This window comes from Coleofasciculus sp. H7-1, from assembly GCF_057473865.1.
Window position 1 is genome coordinate 1 of sequence record NZ_JBYCCT010000018.1, and the last position, 25,810, is coordinate 25,810.

Annotated in this window: 22 protein-coding genes and 1 tRNA gene; 19 read left to right on the plus strand and 4 right to left on the minus strand. The window is 49.7% G+C overall.

The window, feature by feature from the left end:
• Nucleotides 1-787 (minus strand): photosynthetic reaction center family protein (locus tag AC2VDX_RS04915; protein ID WP_486928110.1); only part of this gene is annotated, 787 nt, incomplete at its 3' end.
• Between the two features lie 415 nt (nucleotides 788-1,202).
• On the opposite strand from AC2VDX_RS04915, the gene AC2VDX_RS04920 reads away from it, so the two are divergent.
• From AC2VDX_RS04920 to AC2VDX_RS04940, 5 genes are all read left to right on the plus strand, one after another.
• Nucleotides 1,203-1,469, plus strand: a complete 267-nt coding sequence (locus AC2VDX_RS04920; protein ID WP_378176446.1) for a UPF0367 protein family — start codon at nucleotides 1,203-1,205, stop codon at nucleotides 1,467-1,469.
• Nucleotides 1,470-1,492: 23 nt separating this feature from the next.
• The gene (locus tag AC2VDX_RS04925) at nucleotides 1,493-2,170 is read left to right on the plus strand and encodes an ABC transporter ATP-binding protein (protein ID WP_378176449.1); all 678 of its coding nucleotides are present in this window, start codon (nucleotides 1,493-1,495) and stop codon (nucleotides 2,168-2,170) included.
• Nucleotides 2,171-2,291: 121 nt separating this feature from the next.
• Nucleotides 2,292-2,840 carry an NYN domain-containing protein gene (locus AC2VDX_RS04930; protein WP_378176443.1) on the plus strand — a complete coding sequence of 183 codons (549 nt, stop codon included), beginning with the start codon at nucleotides 2,292-2,294 and terminating at the stop codon, nucleotides 2,838-2,840.
• 112 nt (nucleotides 2,841-2,952) lie between these two features.
• Nucleotides 2,953-3,024, plus strand: a tRNA-Asn gene (locus tag AC2VDX_RS04935).
• A gap of 19 nt (nucleotides 3,025-3,043) precedes the next feature.
• Complete coding sequence (locus tag AC2VDX_RS04940; protein WP_378176440.1) at nucleotides 3,044-4,291, plus strand: aminotransferase class V-fold PLP-dependent enzyme; 1,248 nt, start codon at nucleotides 3,044-3,046, stop codon at nucleotides 4,289-4,291.
• Between the two features lie 727 nt (nucleotides 4,292-5,018).
• On the opposite strand, the gene AC2VDX_RS04945 is transcribed toward AC2VDX_RS04940, so the two are convergent.
• Nucleotides 5,019-6,344 (minus strand): tetratricopeptide repeat protein, encoded by a 1,326-nt coding sequence (locus AC2VDX_RS04945; protein ID WP_378176437.1) that lies wholly within the window; start codon nucleotides 6,342-6,344, stop codon nucleotides 5,019-5,021.
• Nucleotides 6,345-6,493: 149 nt separating this feature from the next.
• Here AC2VDX_RS04945 and AC2VDX_RS04950 point away from each other — a divergent pair, with 149 nt between their 5' ends.
• Nucleotides 6,494-7,672, plus strand: coding sequence for an esterase-like activity of phytase family protein (locus AC2VDX_RS04950; protein ID WP_378176434.1), 1,179 nt, complete (start codon nucleotides 6,494-6,496; stop codon nucleotides 7,670-7,672).
• A gap of 59 nt (nucleotides 7,673-7,731) precedes the next feature.
• Nucleotides 7,732-8,172: a surface-adhesin E family protein gene (locus AC2VDX_RS04955; protein WP_378176431.1), complete on the plus strand. Its 441-nt coding sequence runs from the start codon at nucleotides 7,732-7,734 to the stop codon at nucleotides 8,170-8,172.
• A gap of 19 nt (nucleotides 8,173-8,191) precedes the next feature.
• On the opposite strand, the gene AC2VDX_RS04960 is transcribed toward AC2VDX_RS04955, so the two are convergent.
• Nucleotides 8,192-8,440, minus strand: coding sequence for a hypothetical protein (locus AC2VDX_RS04960; RefSeq protein WP_378176428.1), 249 nt, complete (start codon nucleotides 8,438-8,440; stop codon nucleotides 8,192-8,194).
• 79 nt (nucleotides 8,441-8,519) lie between these two features.
• Between AC2VDX_RS04960 and AC2VDX_RS04965 the strand changes: the two genes are divergently transcribed.
• The 4 genes from AC2VDX_RS04965 to AC2VDX_RS04980 all read left to right on the plus strand — a co-directional run bounded on the left by AC2VDX_RS04965 (nucleotide 8,520) and on the right by AC2VDX_RS04980 (nucleotide 15,124).
• A complete protein-coding gene (locus AC2VDX_RS04965; RefSeq protein ID WP_378176425.1) occupies nucleotides 8,520-9,110 on the plus strand; it encodes a chromophore lyase CpcT/CpeT in 591 nt (196 codons plus the stop codon).
• Between the two features lie 282 nt (nucleotides 9,111-9,392).
• On the plus strand, nucleotides 9,393-10,547 hold the full coding sequence (locus tag AC2VDX_RS04970) for an NAD-dependent epimerase/dehydratase family protein (RefSeq protein WP_378176422.1): 1,155 nt from the start codon (nucleotides 9,393-9,395) through the stop codon (nucleotides 10,545-10,547).
• Between the two features lie 374 nt (nucleotides 10,548-10,921).
• Complete coding sequence (locus AC2VDX_RS04975) at nucleotides 10,922-12,031, plus strand: glycosyltransferase family 4 protein (RefSeq protein ID WP_378176419.1); 1,110 nt, start codon at nucleotides 10,922-10,924, stop codon at nucleotides 12,029-12,031.
• Nucleotides 12,032-12,424: 393 nt separating this feature from the next.
• Nucleotides 12,425-15,124 (plus strand): GAF domain-containing protein, encoded by a 2,700-nt coding sequence (locus AC2VDX_RS04980; protein WP_378176416.1) that lies wholly within the window; start codon nucleotides 12,425-12,427, stop codon nucleotides 15,122-15,124.
• 57 nt (nucleotides 15,125-15,181) lie between these two features.
• Here the strand turns inward: AC2VDX_RS04980 and AC2VDX_RS04985 are convergent, their stop codons facing one another.
• Nucleotides 15,182-15,445, minus strand: a complete 264-nt coding sequence (locus AC2VDX_RS04985) for a DUF7219 family protein (protein ID WP_378176413.1) — start codon at nucleotides 15,443-15,445, stop codon at nucleotides 15,182-15,184.
• Between the two features lie 413 nt (nucleotides 15,446-15,858).
• On the opposite strand from AC2VDX_RS04985, the gene purC reads away from it, so the two are divergent.
• The 8 genes from purC (at nucleotide 15,859) to AC2VDX_RS05025 (ending at nucleotide 25,724) form a co-directional block, all read left to right on the plus strand.
• Nucleotides 15,859-16,599 carry a phosphoribosylaminoimidazolesuccinocarboxamide synthase gene (purC, locus tag AC2VDX_RS04990; protein ID WP_378176410.1) on the plus strand — a complete coding sequence of 247 codons (741 nt, stop codon included), beginning with the start codon at nucleotides 15,859-15,861 and terminating at the stop codon, nucleotides 16,597-16,599.
• Nucleotides 16,600-16,681: 82 nt separating this feature from the next.
• A complete protein-coding gene (locus AC2VDX_RS04995) occupies nucleotides 16,682-19,129 on the plus strand; it encodes a BamA/TamA family outer membrane protein (RefSeq protein ID WP_378176407.1) in 2,448 nt (815 codons plus the stop codon).
• Nucleotides 19,130-19,208: 79 nt separating this feature from the next.
• Nucleotides 19,209-20,066 carry a UDP-3-O-acyl-N-acetylglucosamine deacetylase gene (gene lpxC, locus AC2VDX_RS05000; protein WP_378176404.1) on the plus strand — a complete coding sequence of 286 codons (858 nt, stop codon included), beginning with the start codon at nucleotides 19,209-19,211 and terminating at the stop codon, nucleotides 20,064-20,066.
• A gap of 56 nt (nucleotides 20,067-20,122) precedes the next feature.
• Entirely contained in the window at nucleotides 20,123-20,665 is a 543-nt protein-coding gene (gene fabZ, locus AC2VDX_RS05005) for a 3-hydroxyacyl-ACP dehydratase FabZ (RefSeq protein WP_378176401.1), read from the plus strand.
• Nucleotides 20,666-20,998: 333 nt separating this feature from the next.
• Nucleotides 20,999-21,805, plus strand: a complete 807-nt coding sequence (lpxA, locus tag AC2VDX_RS05010; RefSeq protein ID WP_378176398.1) for an acyl-ACP--UDP-N-acetylglucosamine O-acyltransferase — start codon at nucleotides 20,999-21,001, stop codon at nucleotides 21,803-21,805.
• Between the two features lie 147 nt (nucleotides 21,806-21,952).
• Nucleotides 21,953-23,107 carry a lipid-A-disaccharide synthase gene (lpxB, locus tag AC2VDX_RS05015; RefSeq protein ID WP_378176395.1) on the plus strand — a complete coding sequence of 385 codons (1,155 nt, stop codon included), beginning with the start codon at nucleotides 21,953-21,955 and terminating at the stop codon, nucleotides 23,105-23,107.
• A 275-nt stretch (nucleotides 23,108-23,382) separates the two neighbouring features.
• Nucleotides 23,383-24,501, plus strand: coding sequence for an NAD-dependent epimerase/dehydratase family protein (locus AC2VDX_RS05020; protein ID WP_378176392.1), 1,119 nt, complete (start codon nucleotides 23,383-23,385; stop codon nucleotides 24,499-24,501).
• A complete protein-coding gene (locus tag AC2VDX_RS05025) occupies nucleotides 24,498-25,724 on the plus strand; it encodes an NAD-dependent epimerase/dehydratase family protein (protein ID WP_378176389.1) in 1,227 nt (408 codons plus the stop codon). The genes AC2VDX_RS05020 and AC2VDX_RS05025 overlap by 4 nt, the downstream gene beginning before the upstream one ends.
• The last annotated feature ends 86 nt before the right edge of the window (nucleotides 25,725-25,810 follow it).

Consider the following 25,810-nt stretch of genomic DNA (forward strand, 5'->3'; position numbering starts at 1 on the left):
TGGAGAAGGCAATTCCGAAGATTTGCGACCAGAAGCGGTTGGCCGTCACCATACTGTAGGTTTCTTCCGCTTGAGTGGGGTTGAAGGCTCCAAAGGTGTTAGCTTTGTCGCCGTCTTCAAACAAGGTGTTCTCCACGGTAGCTCCGTGAATGGCACACAGTAAGGCTCCACCCAAGATTCCCGCGACTCCCATCATGTGGAAGGGGTTGAGCGTCCAGTTGTGGAAACCTTGCAAGAACAGGATAAACCGGAAGATGGCGGCGACTCCGAAACTGGGTGCAAAGAACCAGCCGGATTGCCCCAGGGGATACATTAAGAAGACCGAGACGAAGACGGCGATGGGGCCGGTGAAGGCGAGGGCGTTGTAAGGACGAATCCCGACTAGACGGGCGATTTCCAACTGCCGGAGGCAGAAGCCGATTAAGGCAAAGGCTCCGTGTAGGGCGACGAATGTCCACAAGCCGCCGAGTTGGCACCAGCGGGTGAAGTCGCCTTGGGCTTCCGGTCCCCAGAGGAACATCAGCGAGTGTCCGACGCTGTTGGGGGGGGTGGAGACGGCGACGGTGAGGAAGTTGCAGCCTTCTAGGTAGGAGGATGCGAGTCCGTGGGTGTACCAGGAGCTGACGAAGGTGGTGCCGGTGAGCCAGCCGCCTAGCGCTAGATAGGCGCAGGGGAATAGCAGTAGACCGGACCAGCCGACAAATACGAAGCGATCGCGCTTGAGCCAGTCGTCGATGGTATCAAACCACCCTCTTGAACTTGGGGCGCGTCCGACTGCGATAGTCATGACAGCAAATCTCCAAACAGGTTAGTTATAAGTACAGTCATCGAGGTTTCTGCTGCCTCCACCTGTAACCAGATGGGCTAGGCAGAAAACAAACTAGGATGTCAACCTAGTTTACGATTCTTTACTGAGTTTAATCTTATTATGTCCAACTTGCACAGTTTTAGGTAAATTTGTTTAACTCATTTTAATATTTGACGGTAGGAGGAGAAATGCGATCGCATCTGCGTCTGACTAGCTACAGTCCAGTTAGTACCTGCGCTTACAGCTTTAGCTAACCCCGGATTGGCGAAGCTTACAAACGCGAAGATGAACTCCTTTCTCCCCTGCTCAACGAATTCTGCCATCGGGCAGCAACTGGCTCGCGTCTGAGATACTAGGGATGTGGAGCCGATATTTAATTGCAATTGCTTAACTCATGTTTACAATCGACCTGATTTTGAAAAACACGCCCATGTCGTTGTCGGTGCAACGGAAGTCAGAGGAAGATGCCCAAAGCGTTTACCAGGAAATTCTGAGTGCAATCCGCTCTAGCAACGCTCAACTGTTAGAACTCACTTGCGATCGCCAGCCAGAGAAAAAAATCGGCATTCTCAGTAGCGAGATTGTTGCCGTTCAAGTATCTCAGAAATCCAGTACAGCATCGGCTGGAAGACCTCCCGGTTTCTTCGCCCTCGCTGAATGAACACATTTCCTGCTGGTGTCGAAATGGTCAAGCCTGCCATTCAAGTCAAAGACCTTTGCTTCAACTGGCCTAAAGGAGAGAAAGTCTTAGATTCCTGTTCTCTGGAGGTGCCCAAGGGTGAATTCTGGATGCTTTTGGGCACCAACGGCAGTGGAAAATCAACTTTGTTGAGATTGCTGGCTGGGCTGTTGCGTCCCCAAGCCGGAGAAATTCAGATTTTACACCCGATTGGCTTTGTCTTCCAGAATCCCGATCATCAGCTGGTGATGCCGACAGTCGGTGCCGATGTTGCCTTTGGGCTGGTAGAGGAAAATCTCTCGCCCGCTGAGATACGCGGGCGGGTAGAGCAGGCACTGGCGGCGGTTAATTTACTCGCGCTGGAACGACGCCCCATCTATGCTCTGAGTGGAGGTCAGAAACAGCGAATTGCCATTGCCGGTGCGATCGCCCGCCGCTCGGAAGTCTTACTATTAGATGAACCCACCGCCCTGCTCGATCCAGATTCTCAGTTGGATTTAGTCGCGCAAGTGCAAAGCTTGGTGAAAAGCCGAGGTCTGACTGCCCTTTGGGTCACGCATCGATTAGATGAGTTAAATTATGCGGACGGTGCATTCTTACTGGAGCAGGGCGGCGTTGTGGATCGAGGAGAGCCAAAACGCTTAAGACAACGCCTCCTGCAAACTCAGGATTCCCCCTTGTAAGCAAAGACTCTCCTTTAAGAGGATTCGCCGTAGTTCTGCAAAAAGGACTACAGAACTGACTTGCTATATTGTTAAGATAATGAAATAGTTATTTTCACCTAAAAAATCTTGGCTTAAAACAATGCAACGCCCATCCCCGCAGGCTGTTTTGCTCGTTGACGGCTACAACGTCATTGGACTATGGTCTTACCTGCAAAGAACCCGCGATCGCAATGGGCTAGAAGCCGCTCGTCTCGAATTAATTGAGGCTTTAGTCAATTACAGCGCTTTTAAGGGCTTTGAAACTCAAGTTGTATTTGATGCCCAGTATCAAGACACGCGCAGTAATTGTGAAGCTATCACCCACGAGCTATCAGTGTATTACACGGATTTTGGGCAGACAGCAGATACTTACATCGAAAAAACCTGTGCCTCCTTTCGTTACAATCCCTACAGATCGGCACGGCGCTTGATTGTCGCTACATCAGATCGGGCGCAGCAATTAACAGTTGTGGGGTACGGCGCAGAATGGATGTCAGCGCCACAGCTAGGTTACGACGTGGAATTAACCGCTCGTGCGGTCATACGCAAAAACAGACCCAAAAAACATTCGTCGGGGCGGTTTTTAGCCAATTCCCTCGATGCAAAAGCCCGCGAGCGTCTCGCTGAGTGGCGTCTGAACCAGAAATAGCTGACGCGAGTTGATCCGGAGCCAAAAAATTGTCAGAAAACTGCAAAAGGGCTTGACAAGTTATATTTGCACTAGCTAATATTAGTAACTGTTGAAAAGATTGAGTTAACGATCCTCAGTAGCTCAGTGGTAGAGCGATCGACTGTTAATCGATTGGTCGCAAGTTCGAATCTTGCCTGGGGAGTTTAATCAAAGGATGAAGCATGAAAGAGAAAATTTCAGACTTCATGCTTCGCCCTTCAGAATTTCAGAAGTTTTGGTCGCTTGACCTAGCGGTGACGTTCCTGAATCATGGTTCGTTTGGTGCTTGTCCGCTGCCGGTTCTGGAAGCCCAACAACGCTACCGGGCGCAACTGGAAAGGGAACCTTTGCGTTTTTTTGTGCGTGAGTTTGAGCCGCTGCTGGATGCCGCACGCGATGAGTTAGCTCAGTTCGTGGGTGCCTCACCAGCAGAGTTGGTATTTGTCCCGAATGCGACAACTGGGGTGAATGCGATATTGCGATCGCTTGCCTTAGCCGATCCTAGCAGCTCCTCGCTTTCTTTCTCCCCAAACGACGAATTACTGACTACAGATCAGGAATACAATGCCTGCCGCAATGCACTCAATTTCATTGCCAGTCAGACTGGGGCGCGGATAGTCGTGGCGACAGTGCCTTTCCCCATCACATCGCCAGAACAAGTCATCCAAGCCGTGATGGAGAGGGTTTCACCCAGAACAAAGCTAGCGCTGCTAGATCATGTAACCAGCCAGACAGGGCTAATTTTTCCCATCCAGCAGCTAGCTCACCAACTGGCAGAGCGCGGCGTCGATACCCTGATAGACGGTGCCCATGCGCCGGGGATGCTAGCACTGAATCTGCGGGAAATCGGAGCGACTTATTACACCGGCAACTGTCATAAGTGGTTGTGTTCCCCTAAAGGAGCCGCATTTTTATATGTGCGGCGCGACAAGCAATCGGCAATTCGTCCGCTAACGATTAGTCACGGTGCCAACTCGCCGCGAAAAGAGCGATCGCGCTTTCATCTAGAATTCGACTGGATGGGTACGGACGATCCCAGCGCTTATCTGTGTGTCGCAGAAGCCATCCGGTTTCTGGGTTCGCTGCTACCAGGTGGATGGCGCGAATTGATGGCGCGTAACCGAGCAATGGCATTAACAGCGCGGCAGCTACTTTGCGAAACGCTACAGGTATCGCCACCGTGTCCCGATGAGATGATTGGCTCGATGGCAGTCGTGCCATTGCCAGATGGAATGCCCGAAAGCGGAGCAGAGATGCAAATAACGCCCCCGCTACAAGATGCCTTGTGCGATCGCTTTGGGATTCAAGTGCCAGTAATTTATTGGCCTGCACCTCCCAAACAGCTGATTCGTATTTCAGCTCAACTTTACAACACTCCGGCGCAGTATGAATATCTAGCTAAAACGCTTGTGGAGTTGCTGTCTAGCTGAGGAAAGACAACTAACGTGAACCGAATCGCACTGACTTACGCCAAGTTATGGAAAAACGAACCGCGAAGGACGCAAAGGACACGAAGGAATAAGAGTTTCAGAGAGTTCTTGCGTAAGTCCTAACTATCGTTCAACCCAACGCCCTATAGGGATTGCTGGGTTTCGTTCCTCAACCCAGCCTACGGAATTTTGGCAAAAGTTCAGTGCCATTCGACCTAAACCACCAAAACACCCAGAAAATCTTGCCAGACTAGCGAAATAAGTTTACCTTCGCCGTCTTATTTCTTGATTTATAGAACCGTGACTAAACTCGTTCTTGCATTTTTCCCAAAGTGAGATGCACCTATTTTGTGATTCAAAAAAAACGAACCAAGCATTTCTACTTGGCTCTAAGAGCAAACACCAAATCACAGAAGTCTATAACCAAGGGACAAAGACTATCTCAGGAAGGGAGATAATTTGATAGCAGCTCTAATATTTAATATTTTGGCTCAGAACCGCACCGTCTTTATGTTTATAAAATTATCAATTGCCCAAAAAAACTGAATCAATCTTCGGTGGGAAACTTGCTGGTCTTTTAACTCTCTCTGAAGGAATATAAAGCTTTCTGTTTCGCTGGGACAAGCGCCTGTAAGAGCAGAATGCCCAGTTAGACCATTTCAGATTTGGGATGGGAAATACTTGCGTCCTATAGATAACAAGAGATAAGTTTTCTGCGAACCGATATCTACTGCGAACCTTGCTGAGTCACTCGTGCTAGCTGATTGGCAAAGTAAGTTTCCTGATACTTTAACGACCTTGCCAATTCCAACCCTTGTTCAAACGCTGCTTTTGCTGGCGCTAAGTCCCCGCGTTCAAGATAAATCTGACCGATTTGGTCGTAAGTTTTCATCAAGTTATAGTAATCGTAGGACTGCCGTTCTACCTGCAAGAGGGTTTGATAGACCTGCAAAGCATATTCAGGTTGTTTATAAGTTCGGTAGAGATCGCCTAGTTTTTTCAAGGCTTCGCTGGCAGAAGCAAACTGCTGTAAAGACCAGGCTAGATTATAGGCTTCTTGGTAATTTTTACTCGCTTCGTCTGGTTGTTTGAGGGATTCGTAATCGGTAGCGATCGCTATCTTCAACGCCGGTATCTGAGTCAATTCATTGTTGGCGAGGTAACTTTCTACCAGCCGTTGCTTGACTTTTAGAGAATTTTCCGGTTGCTTCGCCTTGTCGTAAATGTAAGTCAGCTGTTGCAGATAAACCACTTGGTTGACAGTATCGCCCTGTTGAGTGGCAAAATTCAGCAATTCCTCATAAGTTGCCGCTGCCTTGGGATAATCAAACCAGTTCATGTGCAATTGGGCAATTATTTTCAGCATTGCCTCTTCTGTGGCTTTATCCTGACGCTGCCGTGCATCAGCCAGCAACAGCTGATAATCCTCCAGCGCGGGTACTGGCAGTCGTATTTGCTGGTAAGCTTGACCCAAAGCTTGCAATAGCTTTACGTCCACTGACGATACTGGGGAAGACAAAACAATTTCTTCTGTTTTGCCTCCATTCTGGTCTGTTTGCTGGCGCGGCGTTTTGCCTTTCGGCTCTGGTGTCCTGCCAAAAGCTCGATCCTGAATTACTTGCAGACGCTTGGTGATGATTTGCAAATCAACTTTTTGATTATTTTCCCAAGCGATCGCTCCAACTCGTCCTAGCGCTTCCACCTCTTCCACTGTCCCTAGCACTCGCCGCAATCGCAATTCCCGATACCAAATTTCAAACGCTGCAGGTGCATTACCTGCTTTAAGCTGAGCAGCTGCCTGGGCATTTAATTCATCCAGAGCCTGCTTTAGTTGGCTGAGTTCTTGAGGACTGAGGGGACGATCCACCTGCGGCTGCGGTAGCAGTGGATCGGGCGTGGTTATCTCTAAGGGGTTGGGTTTAGGTTTATTATCCGCCGCTGTTGCTGCCCATCCGACAGAACCGCAACACAGTAGGAACACGGCAGCAATTCCCAGTCCTAACGCACTTGAGCGACGTTGCTGCAACCACAGACGAGCAAGCAAATTCTGCATAATATTTTTGGCTTAGCGGTTTAAATTGTTAATAACAAACTATACAAGCAGACCTGGTTAATATCAGAAGTTGTAGCGTTTCTCACCCAACTGACTGCTACAGTAAAGCGATAGTTTCCGAGCTTGTTGTGAAGTTTAGGAGAAAGCTGGTGAACGGTGGGCAATTTAGACCGCGATCTTGGGTGCTGGGGATAGCGATCGCCTTATTGACTTTTGTCACTTCCTGTGGAATCCAGCCAGGAATGACACAAGATCGAGTTTTTCTGGATCTATCCCTCGACTTTTTGGGGGAATACCAGCTGCCCAAGATGAAATTTAAGGATACACCTGTTTCCGGCTTATCAGGGCTGACCTACGACCGGAAGCAGAACCGTTTCTACGCAATTTCAGATGACCGCAGTCAGTTTGCCCCAGCCCGATTTTACACTCTCAACATGGTTATCGATGACGCCAGCGATGGCAAAATTGGCATCCAGAAAGTAGAAGTTGAGGACGTTACCTTTCTAACCAAGGAAGATGGCAACACCTATCCCAAGAGTACGGTGGATACGGAAGGAATTGCCGTGTCTCCTCAAAAATCGGTGTTTATCTCTAGCGAAGGTGTCGCCCGCGATGGCATTCCCCCCTTTATCGGGGAGTTTGACTTAAAAACTGGACGCCTGCGGCAGAACTTACCCATCCCGGAACGCTATCTTCCCGATGTCAGCAGCAACAAAAAACAGACTCGTGGCATCCAGAATAACTTGGGGTTTGAAGCACTCACCCTCAATCCCGTCGGCACTCTCCCAGCAACCGGGGAACCATTTCGTCTATTTACTGCCACTGAGTCATCATTGATGCAGGATAGCGAAGCAATTAGTTCAAAGCAGGGAGCAAAATGTCGCATCTTGCACTATTTGCTCAGCGATGGGCCACCGCTGCTGATTTCCGAACATTTATACCAAATGGAACCGCCTCCCAGTGGGGCGCTCAAAGATGGCTTGCCGGAGTTTTTATCTTTGGATGCAGGGGGGCACTTCCTGACTTTGGAACGTTCCTTGAGTCTGTTAGGTTACAGGGTGAGGATTTATCAGGCAGCAATGGGCGGGGCAACGGATATTTCTAGTGTTACCAGCCTTAAAGGTGAGCTTACCGGCATTGAGCCAGTGAAGAAAAAGTTGCTGTTGGATTTGGATGAAATAGGCATTCCGTTGGGCAATTTGGAAGGCATGACTTTTGGCCCCCGCTTGCCGGATGGCAGCCAAAGTTTACTTCTAGTGAGTGACGATAATTTCCAAGATAAACAGACGACTCAGTTTCTATTGTTCCGGCTCAAAAGTAGGCGTTGAAAACACTTAAAACTCACATTTTTCACCTTTCAGTTAATCTCGATAATCTTGGCAATCCCATGACTAAGTTGCTTACCTTTCAACATTTGCGTCTAGCTATAGTATCCGGGATCGGCTTGATGACGATGATTGCTACGTCAAGAGCGATCGCAGCTTGGGTACCCGTGAGCAAAACCCTCGACAACACCCCTATCTATATCGACGATGCGCGGATTGTTCGTCAGGGAAATCTTGTAGAATTTTGGCGACGTAATCTATTTCAAGCTCCCGAACCAGATGGTGCGATTGGGGTGGACAATTATCATGCAATAGAGTGTAAAAAAGGCTTATTTCGATGGCGTCGGTCAATTCGGTTTGACCAAAGTGGTCGAATTGTCGGGGATATCAACGTAGGTAAAAATGACAAGCTGCTAGAAGTCAAAATTCAATCGGAAAGTATCATTGGGGATTTCTATCAAGCAGTGTGCCCAGCACAGATAGATGAACCTCAAAAGAAATGATAAAAAGGGAATTTTTTCTTCAGCTTAAATCTATTTGAATGCCACAAGAAAACCTCACCCCCAGCCCCTCTCCGCGAACGGAGAGGGGAGCCAGAAAATCTTTTTTGTATCTGTGTAGGGTATCGTCACTGTAGCGCCACCTTGGGGGAACCTGACGCTGCTGTATTCGTTCGCTCAGTTCTTCTCCCAACCCAAAAAACCTGTCACCCAAGGCATCTCCGACAGAAAGCCCCGTCAAGGACAACTGCATTCGTTCTAGTGGCTTCATCGTTTTAAACTTCAGAAGGAGCGATCGCGCATCTTAAAATAAGGGGGATGATTTCTCAACAACGGCATTTTAATAAACAATGACGCATTCTACTGATATTGCTACCTTAGCTCGCTGGATGGCAGCAGATTTCAGCAACCAGGCACAAGCGTTTGAAAATCCTCCCTTGTTTGCCCATATCCGCGTCTTTATGCGTCCCCTACCGCTAGAACTGCTGTCTGGCGTGAGTTTCCTGGTGGAACAAGCCTATGACTATATGATTAACGATCCATACCGGGTGCGGGTTTTAAAGTTAATTACCTCAGGCGATCGCATCGAAATTGAAAACTACACTGTTAAACAGGAAGAACAGTTTTATGGTGCCTCCCGCGACCTCAATCGCCTGCAAACCCTCAAAGCAGACCAACTGGAAAAATTACCAGGCTGTAACATGATCGTCGAATGGACAGGTCACAGCTTCAAGGGTTCCGTCCAACCCGGTAAAGGTTGTATGGTGGTTCGCAAAGGTCAAAACACCTATCTCGACAGCACCTTCGAGATAGACGAAAACAAGTTTATCAGCCTCGATCGGGGACGCGACCCCGAAACCGATGAGCATATTTGGGGATCGGTCGCTGGCCCTTTCCACTTCGTCCGTTGGGCAAGTTTTGCCGATGAAGTGAAGGTGTAAAGGGTTGAAGGTTGAAGGTTGATAGAAACCTTCAACCTTCAATCAGGACGCCTGGGAGACACTTTCACTCTTATTGCTGGGTCGCCGTCACCAGGAAAACAAAGCTTTCCTCCCAAAGAGTGATGACGAAGGCGGGAATGAAAGACGAGAAAGAATCAAACGACTACAAGCTTGATGGAGTGTACCTGCGATCGCTCAAAAGGAATTCACTTCGATAGTCTAGAAGGTACCATTACCTGGTAAATTTACCGAGTGTTGGCAAGCAAGATTAATTGAACCCGTATGAAAGTCTTGGTTATTGGCGGTGATGGCTACTGCGGTTGGGCAACCGCACTTTATCTTTCCAGTCGAGGATACGAAGTCGGCATTCTAGATAGCCTGGTGCGGCGTCACTGGGATTTACAACTAGGCGCAGATACCCTAACCCCCATTGCACCGATTCAGCAACGCCTTCAGCGCTGGCGCGACCTCACCGGCAAATCCATAGACCTATTTATTGGGGATATCACCAACTACGAGTTCCTAAGCAAGGCGCTGCACCAGTTTGAGCCAGAGACAATTGTCCACTTTGGCGAACAGCGTTCGGCACCCTTCTCGATGATTGACCGAGAACACGCTGTCATCACCCAGGTGAACAACGTGGTGGGGACGCTAAATCTGCTGTATGCGATTAAGGAAGATTTCCCCGACTGTCACCTCGTCAAATTAGGAACGATGGGCGAATACGGGACGCCCAACATTGATATTGAAGAAGGCTACATCACCATCGAACATAACGGGCGTAAGGATACTCTGCCCTATCCGAAGCAGCCCGGATCGATGTATCACCTCAGCAAAGTCCATGATAGCCACAATATCCACTTTGCTTGCCGGATTTGGGGGCTACGCGCCACCGACTTGAATCAGGGTGTCGTGTACGGCGTCTTGACAGAAGAGACGGGCATGGATGAACTGTTAATTAACCGCCTGGACTACGATGGAGTCTTTGGGACAGCACTCAACCGCTTCTGTATCCAAGCGGCAATTGGGCATCCCCTGACAGTGTACGGGAAAGGCGGTCAGACCAGAGGCTTTTTGGATATTCGGGATACAGTGCGATGTATGGAACTAGCGATCGCTAACCCCGCCCAACCCGGCGAGTTTCGCGTCTTTAACCAGTTCACCGAACTATTCAGCATCGGGGACTTAGCCCGAATGGTGAAGAAAGCCGGGAATTCTGTGGGATTGAATGTCGAAATCCAAAACCTCGACAACCCCAGAGTCGAGAAGGAAGAACACTACTTCAACGCTAAAAACACCAATTTGCTCGATCTGGGCTTACAACCTCATTATCTCTCCGACGCCTTACTCGACTCGCTGCTTAACTTTGCCATCAAATACCAGCACCGCGTCGATAAAAATCACATCATGCCCAAAGTTTCCTGGCACCGTCAGTAATAATGAGGACTGAGGACTGAGGACTGAGGAGAGAGTGAAAAGAGAGATAGAGGAGAGAGTGGCAACTGGCAAGCAAGTTGTTGGGTTAAATCGTCGCATTTGAAAAGACAGATAAACCTTTGGCAAGCAAGTTGTTGGGTTAAATCGTCGCATTTGAAAAGACAGATAAACCTTAATAACTCCTCAATCTTGACCGTTCATTGAGTCCTTAGCCCTCAGTCGCGATCGCTGTTAACAGGACTTACGCAAAGCTTATACATATAGCCTTTTGTAGGGGCAATCCCCCTGTGGTTGACCCCAAATGTGGTGATGTTGCGTAAGTCCTGTGTTAAATCTTCACTCAGTCCTCAGTCCTCATCCCTCAGCACTGAATTATGCGAATCGCTTTTTTCACCGAAACCTTTTTGCCCAAGGTTGACGGAATTGTGACGCGACTGCGCCACACCGTCGAACATTTACAGCGTAGCGGGAACCAGGTGCTAATCTTTTCCCCAGATGGTGGGTTAAAGGAATACAAGGAAGCTAGAATCTACGGAGTTTCTGGCTTCCCGTTGCCCCTATATCCAGAGTTGAAAGTTGCCTTACCACGCCCCTCCATTGGGCATCAGTTGGAAAAGTTTCAGCCAGACATCATTCATGTCGTCAATCCAGCTATCTTGGGATTGGCGGGTCTGTATTATGCCAAAGCGATGGAAATTCCCTTAGTGGCGTCTTACCATACCCATTTGCCCCAGTATCTCCAGCACTACGGCTTGGGAATGTTAGAAGGTTTGCTGTGGGAATTTCTAAAATCAGCCCATAACCAAGCGCAGCTGAATCTGTGTACTTCTACTGCAATGGTGCAGGAACTTACAAGTCACGGCATTCAGCGGGTGGATTTGTGGCAGAGGGGCGTGGATACAGAATTGTTTCAACCCCACTTGGCAAGCCTAGAAATGCGATCGCATCTCAGCCAAGGACACCCTGAAAGCCCCTTATTACTCTACGTAGGGCGTCTAGGTGCAGAAAAGGAAATTGACCGCATTAAGCCCGTCCTAGCAGCCATTCCCAACGCTCGTCTCGCCTTAGTGGGAGATGGCCCCCATCGACAAGCCTTGCAACAATACTTTGCCGGGACGCCCACCAATTTCGTCGGCTATCTTACCGGCGTTGAACTCGCCTCAGCCTTTGCCTCAGCAGACGCCTTTATTTTTCCCTCGCGCACCGAAACTTTGGGATTAGTGCTGTTGGAGGCGATGGCAGCGGGATGTCCAGTCGTCGCCGCCCGTTCCGGAGGGATTCCCGATATTGTTACCGATGGCGTCAACGGTTATTTATTTGACCCAAAAGATGAAGAGGGAGCGATCGCTGCCACCCAGCGCCTCCTCGCCCATCAAGAAGAACGGGAAACCCTGCGGCAAAATGCCCGCCTCGAAGCCGAACGCTGGGGTTGGGCTGCCGCCACCCGCCAGCTGCAAAATTACTACACATCAGCGATTCATTAACAGTCAATCGTCAGCACGAGAGGGGTCAGCACGAGAGGGGTCAAGAAAAACAACTGACAACTGACCCCAGAAACGCCGCTAATTAATACATATTCCTAAACACTACGGATGAGGATTTCTGGTCTCCGAGGTTAAATTAGGTTAGTGGGTGCTTAATTTACAAATAAGCGATAACAATTAGCTAAGTAGGTGGACACCAAACAAACCCAGCTTGAATAACCCTTTTTCCCCGTACAGATGCGAAAACTTGCGTTTGTCGGCTAGTTTTTTTCAGAATTAATCGCGATTGTACGCTTTTACGGATATTTTGACTAAATTTAATGCATATAAAGTGCGAATCGCTTACTACTAACAGCTAATAGCTAAAACCACAGCTTGCAAATGCTCCTCCCCATGACACTCTCTAATACCGGCAGCGTTCTGGCTACGTTAACTCAGCTTACCCAACTCAATCGTACTAGCGCCCTGACCTCGCGCGTCAAAGACCTGTCATTCGGCGAGTTTATCTGCTTACTCGACTTTATTACCGCTGAATTTCAGCAGTTTCTGCGGGCGATCGACATGATCAACAACGAAGCTCTGGAAACCATGCTGGAGCAGGTCATGGACGCCTTTACCCTAAAAATGGGTCAAATTCTGCAAGCAGACCGCACCACTATTTTTTTAGTAGACGAAGAAAAAAATCAACTTTGGTCAAAAATTCCCGATACCGACACTGGGAGAGCCACCAAAGAAATTCGGATTCCCATTAATATTGGCGTTGCCGGTCACGTCGCCAGCACCGGCGAATCTTTGAATATTCCTGACGCCTACTCTCACCCACTATTTAACAAGGAAGTTGATGAGCGACCGGGCTACCGCACCCACAGTCTGCTTTGTATGCCGATTTATAGCAGTAAAAACCAGATTGTTGCGGTCGTTCAGCTATTAAATAAAGCTGGGGATGGGCCGTTTACCGAGGAGGATGAACAGGGATTCCGCGACTTTGCCGCCTCCATCGGCATTATCCTAGAAAGCTGCCAGTCGTTTTATATGGCGGCACGCAAGCAGCGAGGGGCAGCCGCACTGTTGCGGGCAACCACTTATCTCGGTCAAAGTCTTGACTTGGAAGCAACTCTGCGCTTTGTGATGGAACAAGCGCGGGATCTGATGCAGGCGGATCGCAGCACCCTATTTATGCTGAGCAAAGAAACGGGAGAACTCTGGACAAAAGTTGCCAACAAAGATGGCACGGAGATCATCCCGATTCGCATTCCTGCCAACAAAGGAATTGCCGGTTACGTTGCCTCCACTCGTCAGCCGCTGAATATCCCGGATGCCTATAAAGATCCGCGTTTCGATCCCAGCGCCGACCAACGGACGGGTTATTTGACGCGCAATATTCTGTGTATGCCGGTGTTTAATTCATCAATGGAATTAATCGGCGTTACGCAGTTAATTAACAAGCAACCAGGCAGCTTCACGAGTTCAGACGAAGAGTTTATGCAGGCATTTAATATCCAGGCGGGGATTGCTCTGGAAAATGCCAAACTCTTCGAGAATGTGATGCTGGAAAAGCAGTATCAAAAAGATATCCTGCAAAGTCTCTCCGATGCAGTCATCTCTACAGATATGCAGGGACGGGTGGTCACGATTAACGAAGCTGCACTGGAGTTGCTGGGGTGCCCGATTCGGGAAACCGCTGGGAAAAACAACAAGCATCTGTGGGAGCAGAAACTGATCGGTCGCTTCGTCTGGGATGTGGTGCCCATTGAACATCTCCAGTTTCGCCTCCAGGATAGTCTGAAGACGGGTGCCAAGCAATATGTGCCGGAGCAAACCCTGACAGTGGGTTTGTATGTAGAGAAGAGCCACCAGCCGTCAGCAGCAGTGGTAGGAGCAATGCCGGAATCGTCGGTGCAGGCACAATGCGCCAAGTGTCAGCAGGCAGCAGAAGTTCTGAATTCTGATGTGACATCTGACTCGGAGGGAGAACCAACTGGAGTCTATATTCTGGCAATACGCGATCGCATCAACTCAAACATCTTCATTCCCTGGAATGAATCATGCACTCCTGGCGCTGTCGGCACGCACACTTGTCATGAGGTTCTGAGTGCCGATCAAGTCCAGGAAATTGAACGGAGTATGAATCTCACCGTGAATCCCCTCACCAACCCGGAAGGAGGCGTCAGGGGCGGCTTGGTGGTCTTGGAAGACATCAGCCACGAAAAACGGATGAAATCTACCTTGTATCGCTACATGACGCCTAGAGTGGCAGAGCAAGTCATGGCACTGGGCGATAAGGCGCTGATGATGAGCGAACGCAAGGATGTAACAATTTTATTTTCCGACATCCGGGGCTACACCACGCTGACGGAGAATTTAGGGGCTTCGGAAGTGGTTTCGCTGCTGAATCAGTATTTTGAAACGATGGTAGAAGCAGTATTTAACCACGAAGGCACCTTGGATAAATTTATCGGCGATGCCTTGATGGCGGTGTTTGGTGCCCCTCTGCCCTTGGCGGAAAATCATGCTTGGATGGCGGTTCAGTCGGCGTTGGATATGCGCCGCCGGTTGGCAGAGTTTAACCGTCGCCGTTTATTTGAAAACCAGCCGCAAATTCATATTGGCATTGGACTGAGTTCTGGAGAAGTCGTCTCCGGCAACATCGGTTCCCACAAACGGATGGACTACACGGTAATCGGCGATGGGGTGAACTTGAGTTCTCGCCTGGAAAGCGTCACTAAGGAGTACGGCTGCGATATTATCTTGAGCGAGTTTACCTACAATTTGTGCCGCGATCGCATCCTTGTACGAGAGTTAGACAAAATCCGCGTCAAGGGCAAAACTTCCGCCGTCAGTATTTACGAGTTGATCGGCGACCATCGACAGCATCTCGACGACTCCACGAAGAACTTTCTCGATCTCTATCATCTTGGGCGTACAGCCTACATGGGGAGGAGCTTCCAAAAAGCGATGACCTACTTTGACGACGCCTACAGCCTGCGACCCACCGACCAGGCAGTTACAGTCCACCTGGAACGCTGTAAGAACTACCTTAAGCAACCACCTACAGATGCTTGGGATGGAGTCCACACGATGACCAGCAAATGAGGTTAATCGCTAATCGCTAATTGGTGCAAATTCTCTAGAAGCTGCCCCTTTTGCACCTCACCCTTCCGGGTTATCCTCTCCACTCTGGAAAGGGTTCTCGCCGATGGCGAGTTGCTTTTTCGTTTTTTTCAACTGCTTCCAGAGACTCTTAATTTGTTCGTAGGCTTCGGAGGATGAAATTTTACCGCCGGTTTCCAGGTTGCAGATGTAATTCACCCGTTGAGCAAATTCCTGCAAATTTGCGTTGAAAACCAGGTTTTCTGGCTTGACTTGACCGTAGTAACGACTACGAGGATAAAGAAAATCAGAGCGGTCTGCCATAGATTACCTCCTTGGGATAAACTACTCAACCTGCTGGTGTGAGAATCGAACCTATCTTTACCCTGTTTTTTGCCCAAGCTGGAAAAGCTAGCCAGAGAAACAGGGAGGCATTCCGACCGTTGCCCCGATCCACCTGGGAGTCGGTAGAACTTTAAGCTGGTCGCTAGCTGTTGGAATCGGGGTTTACCTGGTGTTTTGTTCGACTCTTGACCTTGCAACTAGCTACTATTGTGATCTTTGCACAAAGGGCTGCGCTCATTTTAATTACAAATTAATCTAAATTTAACCATCTCTTAACTAAAAATTATGCCAGTTACTCCCAGATGCCCAGATGTTGACGCCATTCGACTCCTAAGGCATTAAAATCTTCTGTGCTGCTGCCGACGATCCATTAATACAAACAACGACTTTCCATGTCCGCCCAATCAACCAGCCTTTACGAAGGCAAAGCCAAGATTCTCTATACCACCGACGATCCGGACATTCTGCTGGCTCATTTCAAAGACGACGCCACCGCCTTTAATGCCAAAAAGCGGGGTCAGATTGTAGGCAAAGGTGAAATTAACTGCACCATTGCCGCTTATTTGTTCCAGGTTTTGGAAGCATCGGGCATCCCGACCCACTTAATCGACTGTCCGGCACCCAACCAAATGCGCGTCCAGGCGTTAAAGATTCTGCCATTAGAAGTGGTAGTCAGGAACATTGCGGCTGGAAGTCTGTGTCAACAAACAGGGTTGCCGATGGGCACCGTCCTGCCCGATCCGCTGGTGGAATTTTATTTTAAAAATGACGAGCTGGGAGATCCCTTGTTAACACGCGATCGCCTCTTGTTATTGAAATTAGCTACACCAGAACAGCTTGACCAATTACAGAGTAGCGCCTTGCGGATTAACGAAATTCTCAGAGACTTTTTTCACCAATGCCGGATTACCCTGGTGGATTTCAAGTTGGAGTTTGGCATTGACCGGCATGGCAAGATGCGACTGGGAGACGAAATCAGCCCCGATACCTGCCGCCTTTGGGATGAGTCTGAAGACGATCCCGACCGGCGGGTGCTGGATAAAGATCGGTTCCGTCGGGATTTGGGGCAGGTGGAAGACGCCTACCAGCAAGTTCTAAAAAGAGTTCTCGAACAAGTAACCAGTAAAAAGTAAAAACAAAAAAGATTCTTTCTTTGGTTTTTTACTTTTGTCTTTATTTTCAAGGTGTGTGGAAGTGTCGAAAACGAGTAAAAAAATGCGCTTATCTCCCTTTTTATTGACGATTTTGGCTGCCTCATCTGCCTGTTGTGTAGCATTCCCTGCCAGAGGGCAAACGACAAATGGCGATTATATCGAGCATACTCAGACTGACACAGGACGCGATCGCCAGGAATCTCAACCAACCAACAACGTAGTCGTCAATGCTGTGAGTGCCCCAGAGACGACTCCGCCTGTAAGGGCGATTAGACAGTCGTCCAGACTCACTCAGATTGTTGCACGCTCCACCACCGCAACCGTCCCAGTTAAACCAGAGCGCGTTGCTGACGCTAGTAGCAGTCGTCAGGAAGCGCCACCAGCCAACAACGTGGTGGTTAACACCGTGAGGGTTCCAGAAACAACGGAGCCTGTAGGGTCAAAATCCTCTTCATCCGTACTCAGCCAAACCCCCACGACCCAATTTCCATCATCTCCCACTCCGGAAACAGAGCCAGTGGTTCCGCCCCCCGGCACCCAATCAACACCGCAACAAGAGACGCCGGATACCATTGAATTCGATCTCACGCCTGGGACGCCCTCTCAGCCGAATCTTGAGTTGCCGGAGCCACGCGAACAACCTGCGCCAACCCCTGAAGATGGACAACCCGCGACACCCCCTGAAACTGAACAACCTGCGCCTGCTGACCAGCCAGAAGCACGAGTGCTAGTTGGTGAAGTCGTCGTCACCGGCGTAGAAGGGGAACTAGAAAACGAAGTTTACCAGGCAATTCGCACCCGACCCGGACAAACGGCGACCCGGAGCCAGTTACAGGAAGACGTGAATGCCATCTACGCCACGGGCTTTTTCAGCAACGCCAGAGTAGAGCCACAGGATACCCCGCTGGGCGTCCGCGTCGTCTTTGTGGTACAGCCTAACCCGGTTTTGCGTCAGGTGGTCGTTGTCCCCGTCCCTGCCGACCAAGGTCAGCGGGCACTGCCCCAAAAGGTAATCGATGACACCTTTTCGCCTCAGTATGGTCGCACCCTCAACATCCGCGAGCTGCAAGAAGGCATTAAAAAATTAAACCAGTGGTACAAACAAAACGGCTATGACTTGGCACAGGTGGTTGCCGCACCCCAGATTGCTGAGGATGGCACGGTACGTCTAGAGGTAGCAGAAGGGCTGATTGAAGATATCCAAGTCCGCTTTCTCAACAAAGACGGAGAAGCCACGAATGATGAGGGTCAAGCCATCCGGGGTCGCACCCGCGATTTCATCATCACGCGAGAAATCGAACTGAATTCTGGAGAGGTCTTTAACCGGACGAAAGCGGAAAGGGATCTGCGCCGAGTCTTTCGCTTAGGCATCTTTGAAGATGTGCGACTCTCATTCAAGCCGGGTCAAGATCCGCGCAAAGTGGTGGTGGTCGTGGACGTGATTGAGAAGAACACCGGCTCAGTAGCAGCAGGTGCTGGGATTAGTTCCGCCAGCGGATTATTCGGCACCATTAGCTATCAAGAGCAAAATCTGGGGGGCAATAACCAGAAGCTGGGGGCAGAGTTGCAGGTCGGTCAGCGAGAACTGCTGTTTGATGTCAACTTCACAGATCCCTGGATTGCTGGCGATCCTTACCGGACCTCCTACACCGTCAATGGGTTCAGACGCCGGTCAATTTCGCTGATTTTTGATGGCGGTGACACAGAGGTGGAATTGCCTGATGGAGACAGACCCCGCGTACTGCGATTGGGGGGTGGCGTCACCTTTACCCGTCCGCTTTCCCAAAATGTTTTTGAAGATCCGGAATGGAGAGCCAGTCTGGGCTTGCAGTATCAACGGGTTTCGATCCGGAATTCCGATGGCGATATTAGCCCGAAGGATGAGCTAGGAAATGACCTGAGCTTTAGTGGAGAAGGGAAAGACGACTTGTTGACCGTACAATTTGGGGTGGTGCGCGATCGCCGTAACAGTGCCGTGATTCCTACCTCTGGATCTCTGCTGCGCCTAGGCGTTGAACAGTCTATCCCCGTAGGAGCGGGAGGGATTCTGTTTAACCGTCTGCGCGGTAGCTACAGCTACTACCTTCCCGTCAAATATACGAACTTCTCCTCAGGGCCGCAAGCGCTCGCCTTCAATGTTCAAGCCGGAACCGTTGTCGGCGATTTACCTCCCTATGAAGCCTTCTCTCTGGGCGGTAGTAACTCGGTGCGGGGTTTTGAGGAAGGAGATGTCGGCAGCGGTCGCAGCTTTATCCAAGCGACAGCAGAGTATCGGTTCCCGATTTTCTCGATTGTGGGCGGTGCTTTGTTTGTCGATGCGGCAACCGATCTCGGTACTGGCAGCAGTGTGCCCGGAGATCCGGCTGGGGTGCGTGGCAAGCCCGGAAGCGGCTTTGGTTATGGTCTTGGCGTCCGGGTGCAATCTCCCCTCGGCCCGATTCGCATCGACTATGGTTTTAATAACGAAGGGGACAGCCGCCTCCACTTTGGAATTGGGGAGAGATTCTAAAAATTAAAAATGTAAAATTAAAAATTAAAAATTAGGATAAATTCTGCAATTTTTAATTTTTAATTTTACATTTTTAATTATGAAACAACACACTCTGAAAGGATCTTTTGAACAATCTGGCATCGGTCTACATAGTGGCGTCCCCACTCATGTCCGAGTGCTACCAGCGGCGGCTGGGGAGGGGCGTTACTTTGTCAGAGTTGACCTGACTGGGGCACCCGTGATTCCAGCGCGGGTGGAGGCAGTCAGTCAGACGACCCTTTCCACCGAACTTGCCGTCAGTGGAGAGGCGCGGGTTCGGACTGTGGAACACCTGCTAGCAGCTTTAGCGGGCAGCGGTGTAGATAACGCTCGAATTGAGATTGATGGTCCGGAAGTGCCCCTGCTGGATGGCTCAGCGCTGATTTGGGTCGAAGCGATCGCGATCGCAGGCGTTGTCGGTAACGATGAATTAATTCCCGATTCAACTTTTAAGCTGGAAAAGCCCGTATGGGTCTATCAAGGCGATGCCTTTGTCGCCGCCCTACCAGCACCGGAGTTGCGCTTCTCCTACGGAATCGACTTCGACTCAGCAGCGATTGGCAACCAGTGGTACAGCTGGACGCCGAGGCAAGAAAATTTTGCAGAAGCGATCGCACCCGCCCGCACGTTTGGTCTGGCTCACCAAATTGAGCAGTTACAAGCCGCAGGTTTAATTAAAGGCGGAAGTTTAGACAACGCCCTCGTTTGCGATTCACAAAGATGGCTTAATCCTCCCTTAAGATTTTCAAATGAGCCAGTGCGTCATAAACTTTTAGATTTAGTAGGGGATTTAAGTTTACTGGGATATTTCCCGCAAGCTCATATCCTCGCCTACAAAGCCAGCCATCACCTGCATATCCAACTTACCCACCAGTTACTCCAAGAAAAGCGAGTCGCCCTGAGTGAGCAAGTGTAAATTGGCTGCGCGATCGCTGATCTCGCCCCTAGCCTCTAATCCCTGTCATACAGCCCATGTCCACACTGATTGAAGTCAATACACCCGATGCTGCTGCGCCTGCGACGCCCCAAGCCAAAAATGTCGCCGAAGAAATAGCAGATCCAAACCGCCAGTCCCCTGGCAAAACCATCCTCACGATCGAAGACATTCAAAAATTGCTGCCCCATCGGTATCCTTTTGCATTGGTGGATCGGATAATCGAGTACGTGGCCGGAGAAAGGGCTGTGGGCATCAAAAATGTCACCTTCAACGAACCCCATTTTCAAGGGCATTTCCCCGGTCGTCCGATTATGCCTGGGGTATTAATTGTGGAAGCAATGGCTCAAGTGGGCGGGATCGTATTGACCCAACTACCAGATATTGAGAACGGCTTATTTATGTTTGCTGGCATTGATAAAGTCCGCTTCCGTCGCCCCGTAGTACCGGGGGATCAGCTAGTAATGACCGTGGAACTGCTGTGTGTCAAACGGCGTCGTTTTGGAAAGATGCACGCCCGTGCCGAAGTCGATGGTCAATTGGCTACAGAAGGCGAACTGATGTTTTCTATCGTTGACTAAAACAGTGATGAGGACTGAGGAGTGAACGCTAATAGCGCTACTCTATTCGCAGGCTGAAAAACAGGTTTGAGAAAAGAATTTTGATGGCACATTAGTTGAAGAAGCTGATGGTTGAATTCTGACTCGTAACACCTAACTCAGACGCGATAAATCAGACGCGATAAATCAGACGCGATAAATCAGACGCGATAAATCAGACGCGATAAATCGCGTCTCTACAACTTTTCCTCATTCCTCAGTTCTGATTTCTGACTTGTCACTTTTATTTACTCAGTCCGTGCAACGCTTGACAGTCCGCGAAGAAAGCGCCGAAGAGCGCTAACAGTCCTGTATATGATCCATCCCACCGCTATAATTCACCCTGACGCTCAACTACACCCCAGCGTGCAAGTTGGGCCTTATGCGGTGATTGGAGAACAAGTAAAAATTGGCCCCGAAACCACGATTGGCGCTCATGTGGTAATCGAAGGACCAACGGAGATTGGCGCACAAAATCACATTTTTCCGGGGGCAGCAATTGGCTTAGAACCCCAAGACCTGAAGTATGACGGGGCTAAAAGCTGGGTAAAAATTGGCGATCGCAACCGAATTCGAGAGTATGTCACAATTAACCGGGCAACTGGCGAGGATGAAGCTACGGTAATTGGCAATGGCAACTTGCTGATGGCTTATGTCCACGTTGCTCATAATTGCGCGATCGCAGATAAAGTGATAATTTCTAATGCGGTGGCGCTAGCTGGGCACGTCCACATTGATTCGCGGGCGGTGATTGGTGGCGTCCTGGGGATTCATCAATTTGTCCACATCGGGCGAGGCGCGATGGTGGGCGGAATGAGTCGCATTGACCGCGATGTGCCCCCTTATCTGCTGGTGGAGGGAAATCCTTCGCGGGTACGCAGTCTCAATCTGGTGGGACTCAAACGCGCTGGTTTATCTGCCGCTGAGTTGGGAATCCTCAAAAAAGCCTTCCGGATTCTCTACCGTTCTGGATTACCCCTGAATCAATCTCTAGAACAACTGGATCTGCTCCCAGATAACGAATACTTGCAGCACCTGCGCCGGTTCCTGCAACTTTCTCAAACGCCCGGACGTCGCGGCCCAATTCCAGGGAAAAGAAGGAACCATAAGGATGAAGAGTAATTGGGAAAAAAGTTGTAGAGACGCGATTTATCGCGTCTGAGTTTTGAGTTAAAAGAAATTTCTTTAATTCCACACTCAAAACTTAGACGCGATAAATCGCGTCTCTACTCCATTACCGATTACTCCCAATTACCAATTTTCAAATTAATGCGTATATTTATCAGCACTGGCGAAGTTTCAGGGGATCTGCAAGGGGCACTACTGATTGAGGCGCTTTATCGACAAGCACAGGCAACTGGCTTGGAATTAGAGATTGTTGCCTTGGGGGGCGATCGCATGGCGGCGGCTGGTGCTACTCTCTTGAGCAATACAAGCGGGATTGGTTCGGTGGGGCTTTTAGAATCTCTCCCTTATGTGTTGCCGACCTTACAAGTCCAGCGTCGAGCCAAACAGTACCTACGAGCTAACCCGCCCGATCTGGTAGTGCTAATTGATTACTTGGGGCCAAATATTGGCGTGGGCAGCTATATCCAGCGACAGATGCCGCAGGTGCCAGTAGTGTATTACATCACCCCGCAGGTATGGGTTTGGTCGCCCTTTAAGCGCGACACTACTCGAATCATCGAGATTAGCGACCTAGTGTTGGCGATTTTCCCAGAGGAAGCGCAATATTTCCAAAAATGGGGGGCATCGGCTGCCTGGGTGGGGCATCCCTTGGTGGATCGGATGCAAAAGGCTCCCAGCCGAGAAGAGGCGCGAAGAATCTTGGAGATAGAGCCAGAACAAATAGCGATCGCGCTTCTCCCTGCCTCCCGTCCTCAAGAACTCAAGTATCTCATGCCGGTTATGTTTGAGGCGGCTAAAGTTATCCAAAACAAACTGCCTCAAGTTCATTTCTGGATTCCTTTGTCTCTGGAAGCTTATCGGCTCCAAATTGAAGAGGCGATTGAGCATTATGGTTTAAATGCGACTCTGGTTGATGGTAAAAGTCAGGAAGTTCTGGCGGCGGCTGATTTAGCGATCGCCAAGTCGGGGACTGTAAATCTGGAACTTGCCCTTTTAAAGGTGCCGCAGGTGGTTCTCTACCGCGTTAGTCGCTTTACCTATTGGATTGCCCGAAATCTTCTAAAATTCTCGATTCCCTTCATGTCGCCAGCCAACTTGGTACTGATGCGGTCGATTGTGCCAGAATTGCTGCAAGAGCAAGCGACGCCAGAAAACATTGTCCAAGAAGCTTTAGAACTCCTACTCAATCCCGAACGCCGCCAGCAAACTGTCGCAGATTATCAAGAAATGCGCTCCTCAATGGGAGAATTGGGAGTTTGCGATCGCGCTGCCAAAGAAATCCTTCAAATGCTTTGAAAGCTTTCAATTAAAACTTACTTAAGATAACGGCAGAATTCATTTACAGAACTCAAATTTCATCAACTTGTTAGGTTGTATACAGCCTTTTGTTAAGAAGAAGAAGATATTCCATTCGGCTGATGAATCGCCACCACCAACCCTTGAATATAGCTGATATTCAGCAGGAAACAATTAAAAATTAGTAGCCAATAGAACATTTTTAACCCTAATGGTCTGTTAGGTCGTGCTGGCTATTAATGGCTAATTGCTTCTGTCTCTACAGGATATCGCGCTTGAGCAAACATATTCTGATTACTGGTGGAGCAGGATTCATAGGTTCGCACCTAGCAGACGAAATGCTCAAGCTTGGATACCGTGTCCGCGCCCTCGATAGCCTCTCATTTCAAGTTCACGGCGCGGACAAAAAAAGACCCAGCTATTTGAATTCTGAAGTTGAGTTAATCGTTGGGGATATCCGAGATCCAGAGGTTGTGCAACGCGCCCTGAAAGGAATTGACGCCGTTTACCATTTTGCCGCTGTGGTAGGTGTCGGGCAAAGTATGTATGAAATCACAAAATACACCAGTACCAACAATCTCGGTACGGCTGTGTTGCTGGAAGCGCTGATCGATCGACCCGTCGAGCGATTAATTGTTGCGTCAAGCATGAGCATTTACGGCGAAGGACTCTACAAGACACCCAATGGCAGCCTAAGTACTGGGTGGGAACGGACGCTAGAGCAACTGAAAGCGGGTGACTGGGAAGTTCGGAATGCTGCGGATGAAGTGCTGACACCAATACCGACGCCGGAGACAAAACAACCAGCACTCGCCTCCGTGTATGCCCTTTCTAAGTATGACCAAGAGCGGATGTGCTTAATGATTGGGCAAGCTTACGGCATGAGTACCGTAGGACTGCGGTTTTTTAATACCTATGGGACGCGGCAAGCCCTTTCCAACCCTTATACGGGCGTTCTAGCTATTTTTGCCTCCCGGTTACTCAACAACAATCCTCCCTTAATTTTTGAAGACGGGTATCAAAAGCGCGATTTTGTCAGCATTCACGATGTGGTGCAGGCGTGCCGACTGGCTTTGGAAGTCCCGCAAGCGGCAAGAGGAGTGTTTAATATCGCTAGCGATCGCCAGTATACCGTCCGCGAAGCCGCCCAACTCATGGCTCAAGTGTTAGGTAAGGAACACATTCAGCCGCTGATTACTGGCAAATATCGCGTCGGCGATGTCCGACATTGCTTCGCCGATATTACCCAAGCTCGTCAAATCTTAGGCTACCAACCCCGCGTCAGCTTACGAGAAGGCTTGGTTGAGCTAAGCCAATGGCTAGAAGTACAAGTGGCATTAGACCGGGTTGTAGAAGCCAGTGCCGAACTCGCAGCACGGGGGCTGACAGTATGAACAGTCCGACAATTGGCATCCTAGAGTGGTTCCGTCCGGGCGAATCCGAGCGAGTCGAGCAGGTGCTGACTGACCTAAAGACCATTGGGGTGGAAGAACTGCGGACTGGGGTTTCTTGGGCAGACTGGTACACCCCGGCGGGGCAAGAGTGGTACACCTGGCTATTGCCCCGGCTGGCGCAGGAAGTCAACGTCTTGCCCTGTTTTCACTACCTGCCACCCTCCCTAGGGATCGTTCCCAGAACCTGTTCGCCACCTCGCACGCCGAAGGATTACGCCGATTTTCTCGATGAGATGATTACCCGCTTCGGCAAGTATTTCAAGTGGGTTGAGCTGTGGAACGAGCCAAATAACTTGAATGACTGGGACTGGCGGCTCGATCCCCAATGGAAGATTTTCTGCGAAATGGTGGGCGGCGCTGCCTATTGGGCGCAACAGCGCGGGAAGAAGACGGTTTTGGCGGGGATGAGTCCGGTCGATCCCAACTTACTGGGGATTCTATGCGATCGCGGTGTTTTAGCCAACATCGACGCAGTAGGAATTCACGGTTTCCCTGGCACTTGGGAATTTGATTGGCAGGAATGGTCGGTGAAAGTATCGAAAGTGCGAAGAGTGCTGGAACGATACAGCTTAGAACCGGAAATTTGGATTACCGAAACCGGCTTTTCCACCTGGAAGCACGACGAACACGGACAATTGCGGGCATTTGTAAATGCGATCGCAGCGCCAGTCGATCGCGTGTACTGGTACGCCGCCTACGATTTGCATCCAGACTTGCCGACCCAAGATGGGTTGCACTCGGACGTGCGACATTATCACATGGGATTCAAGCGCCCAGACGGCACGCCAAAGCTGTTATTCCGCCTGTGGGCAACGGGTGGAATCGAAGCAGTACAAGACATCGAGAGTCTATATGTAGCGGATGGTCATCGGGAATTAGTCGTGGAACATGGCAAAGAAACCAACCCATTACCCATTACCCATTACCCATTCCCAAAAAATCCCAAATCGAATGCCCCGGTTCTAATTACTGGCGGTGCTGGCTTTATCGGCACCAACCTGGCACACCGACTGCTATCTGCCGGTCAACCAGTGCGGCTATTTGATAGTCTGTCGCGTCCGGGGGTGGAGGAGAATCTGCGCGGGCTGCAACAAAAATACGGAGATTTGGTACAAATTCAAGTAGCGGGACTTGAACTTTGTTCAAGCCCAAACAAGCCCTAAATGGGCTAGGTGTAAGGCAAATACGTCAGTATTCTCCTGAAGCCAACGGACAAACCGATAGGATATAGCTGTTCTAAAAGCTGACA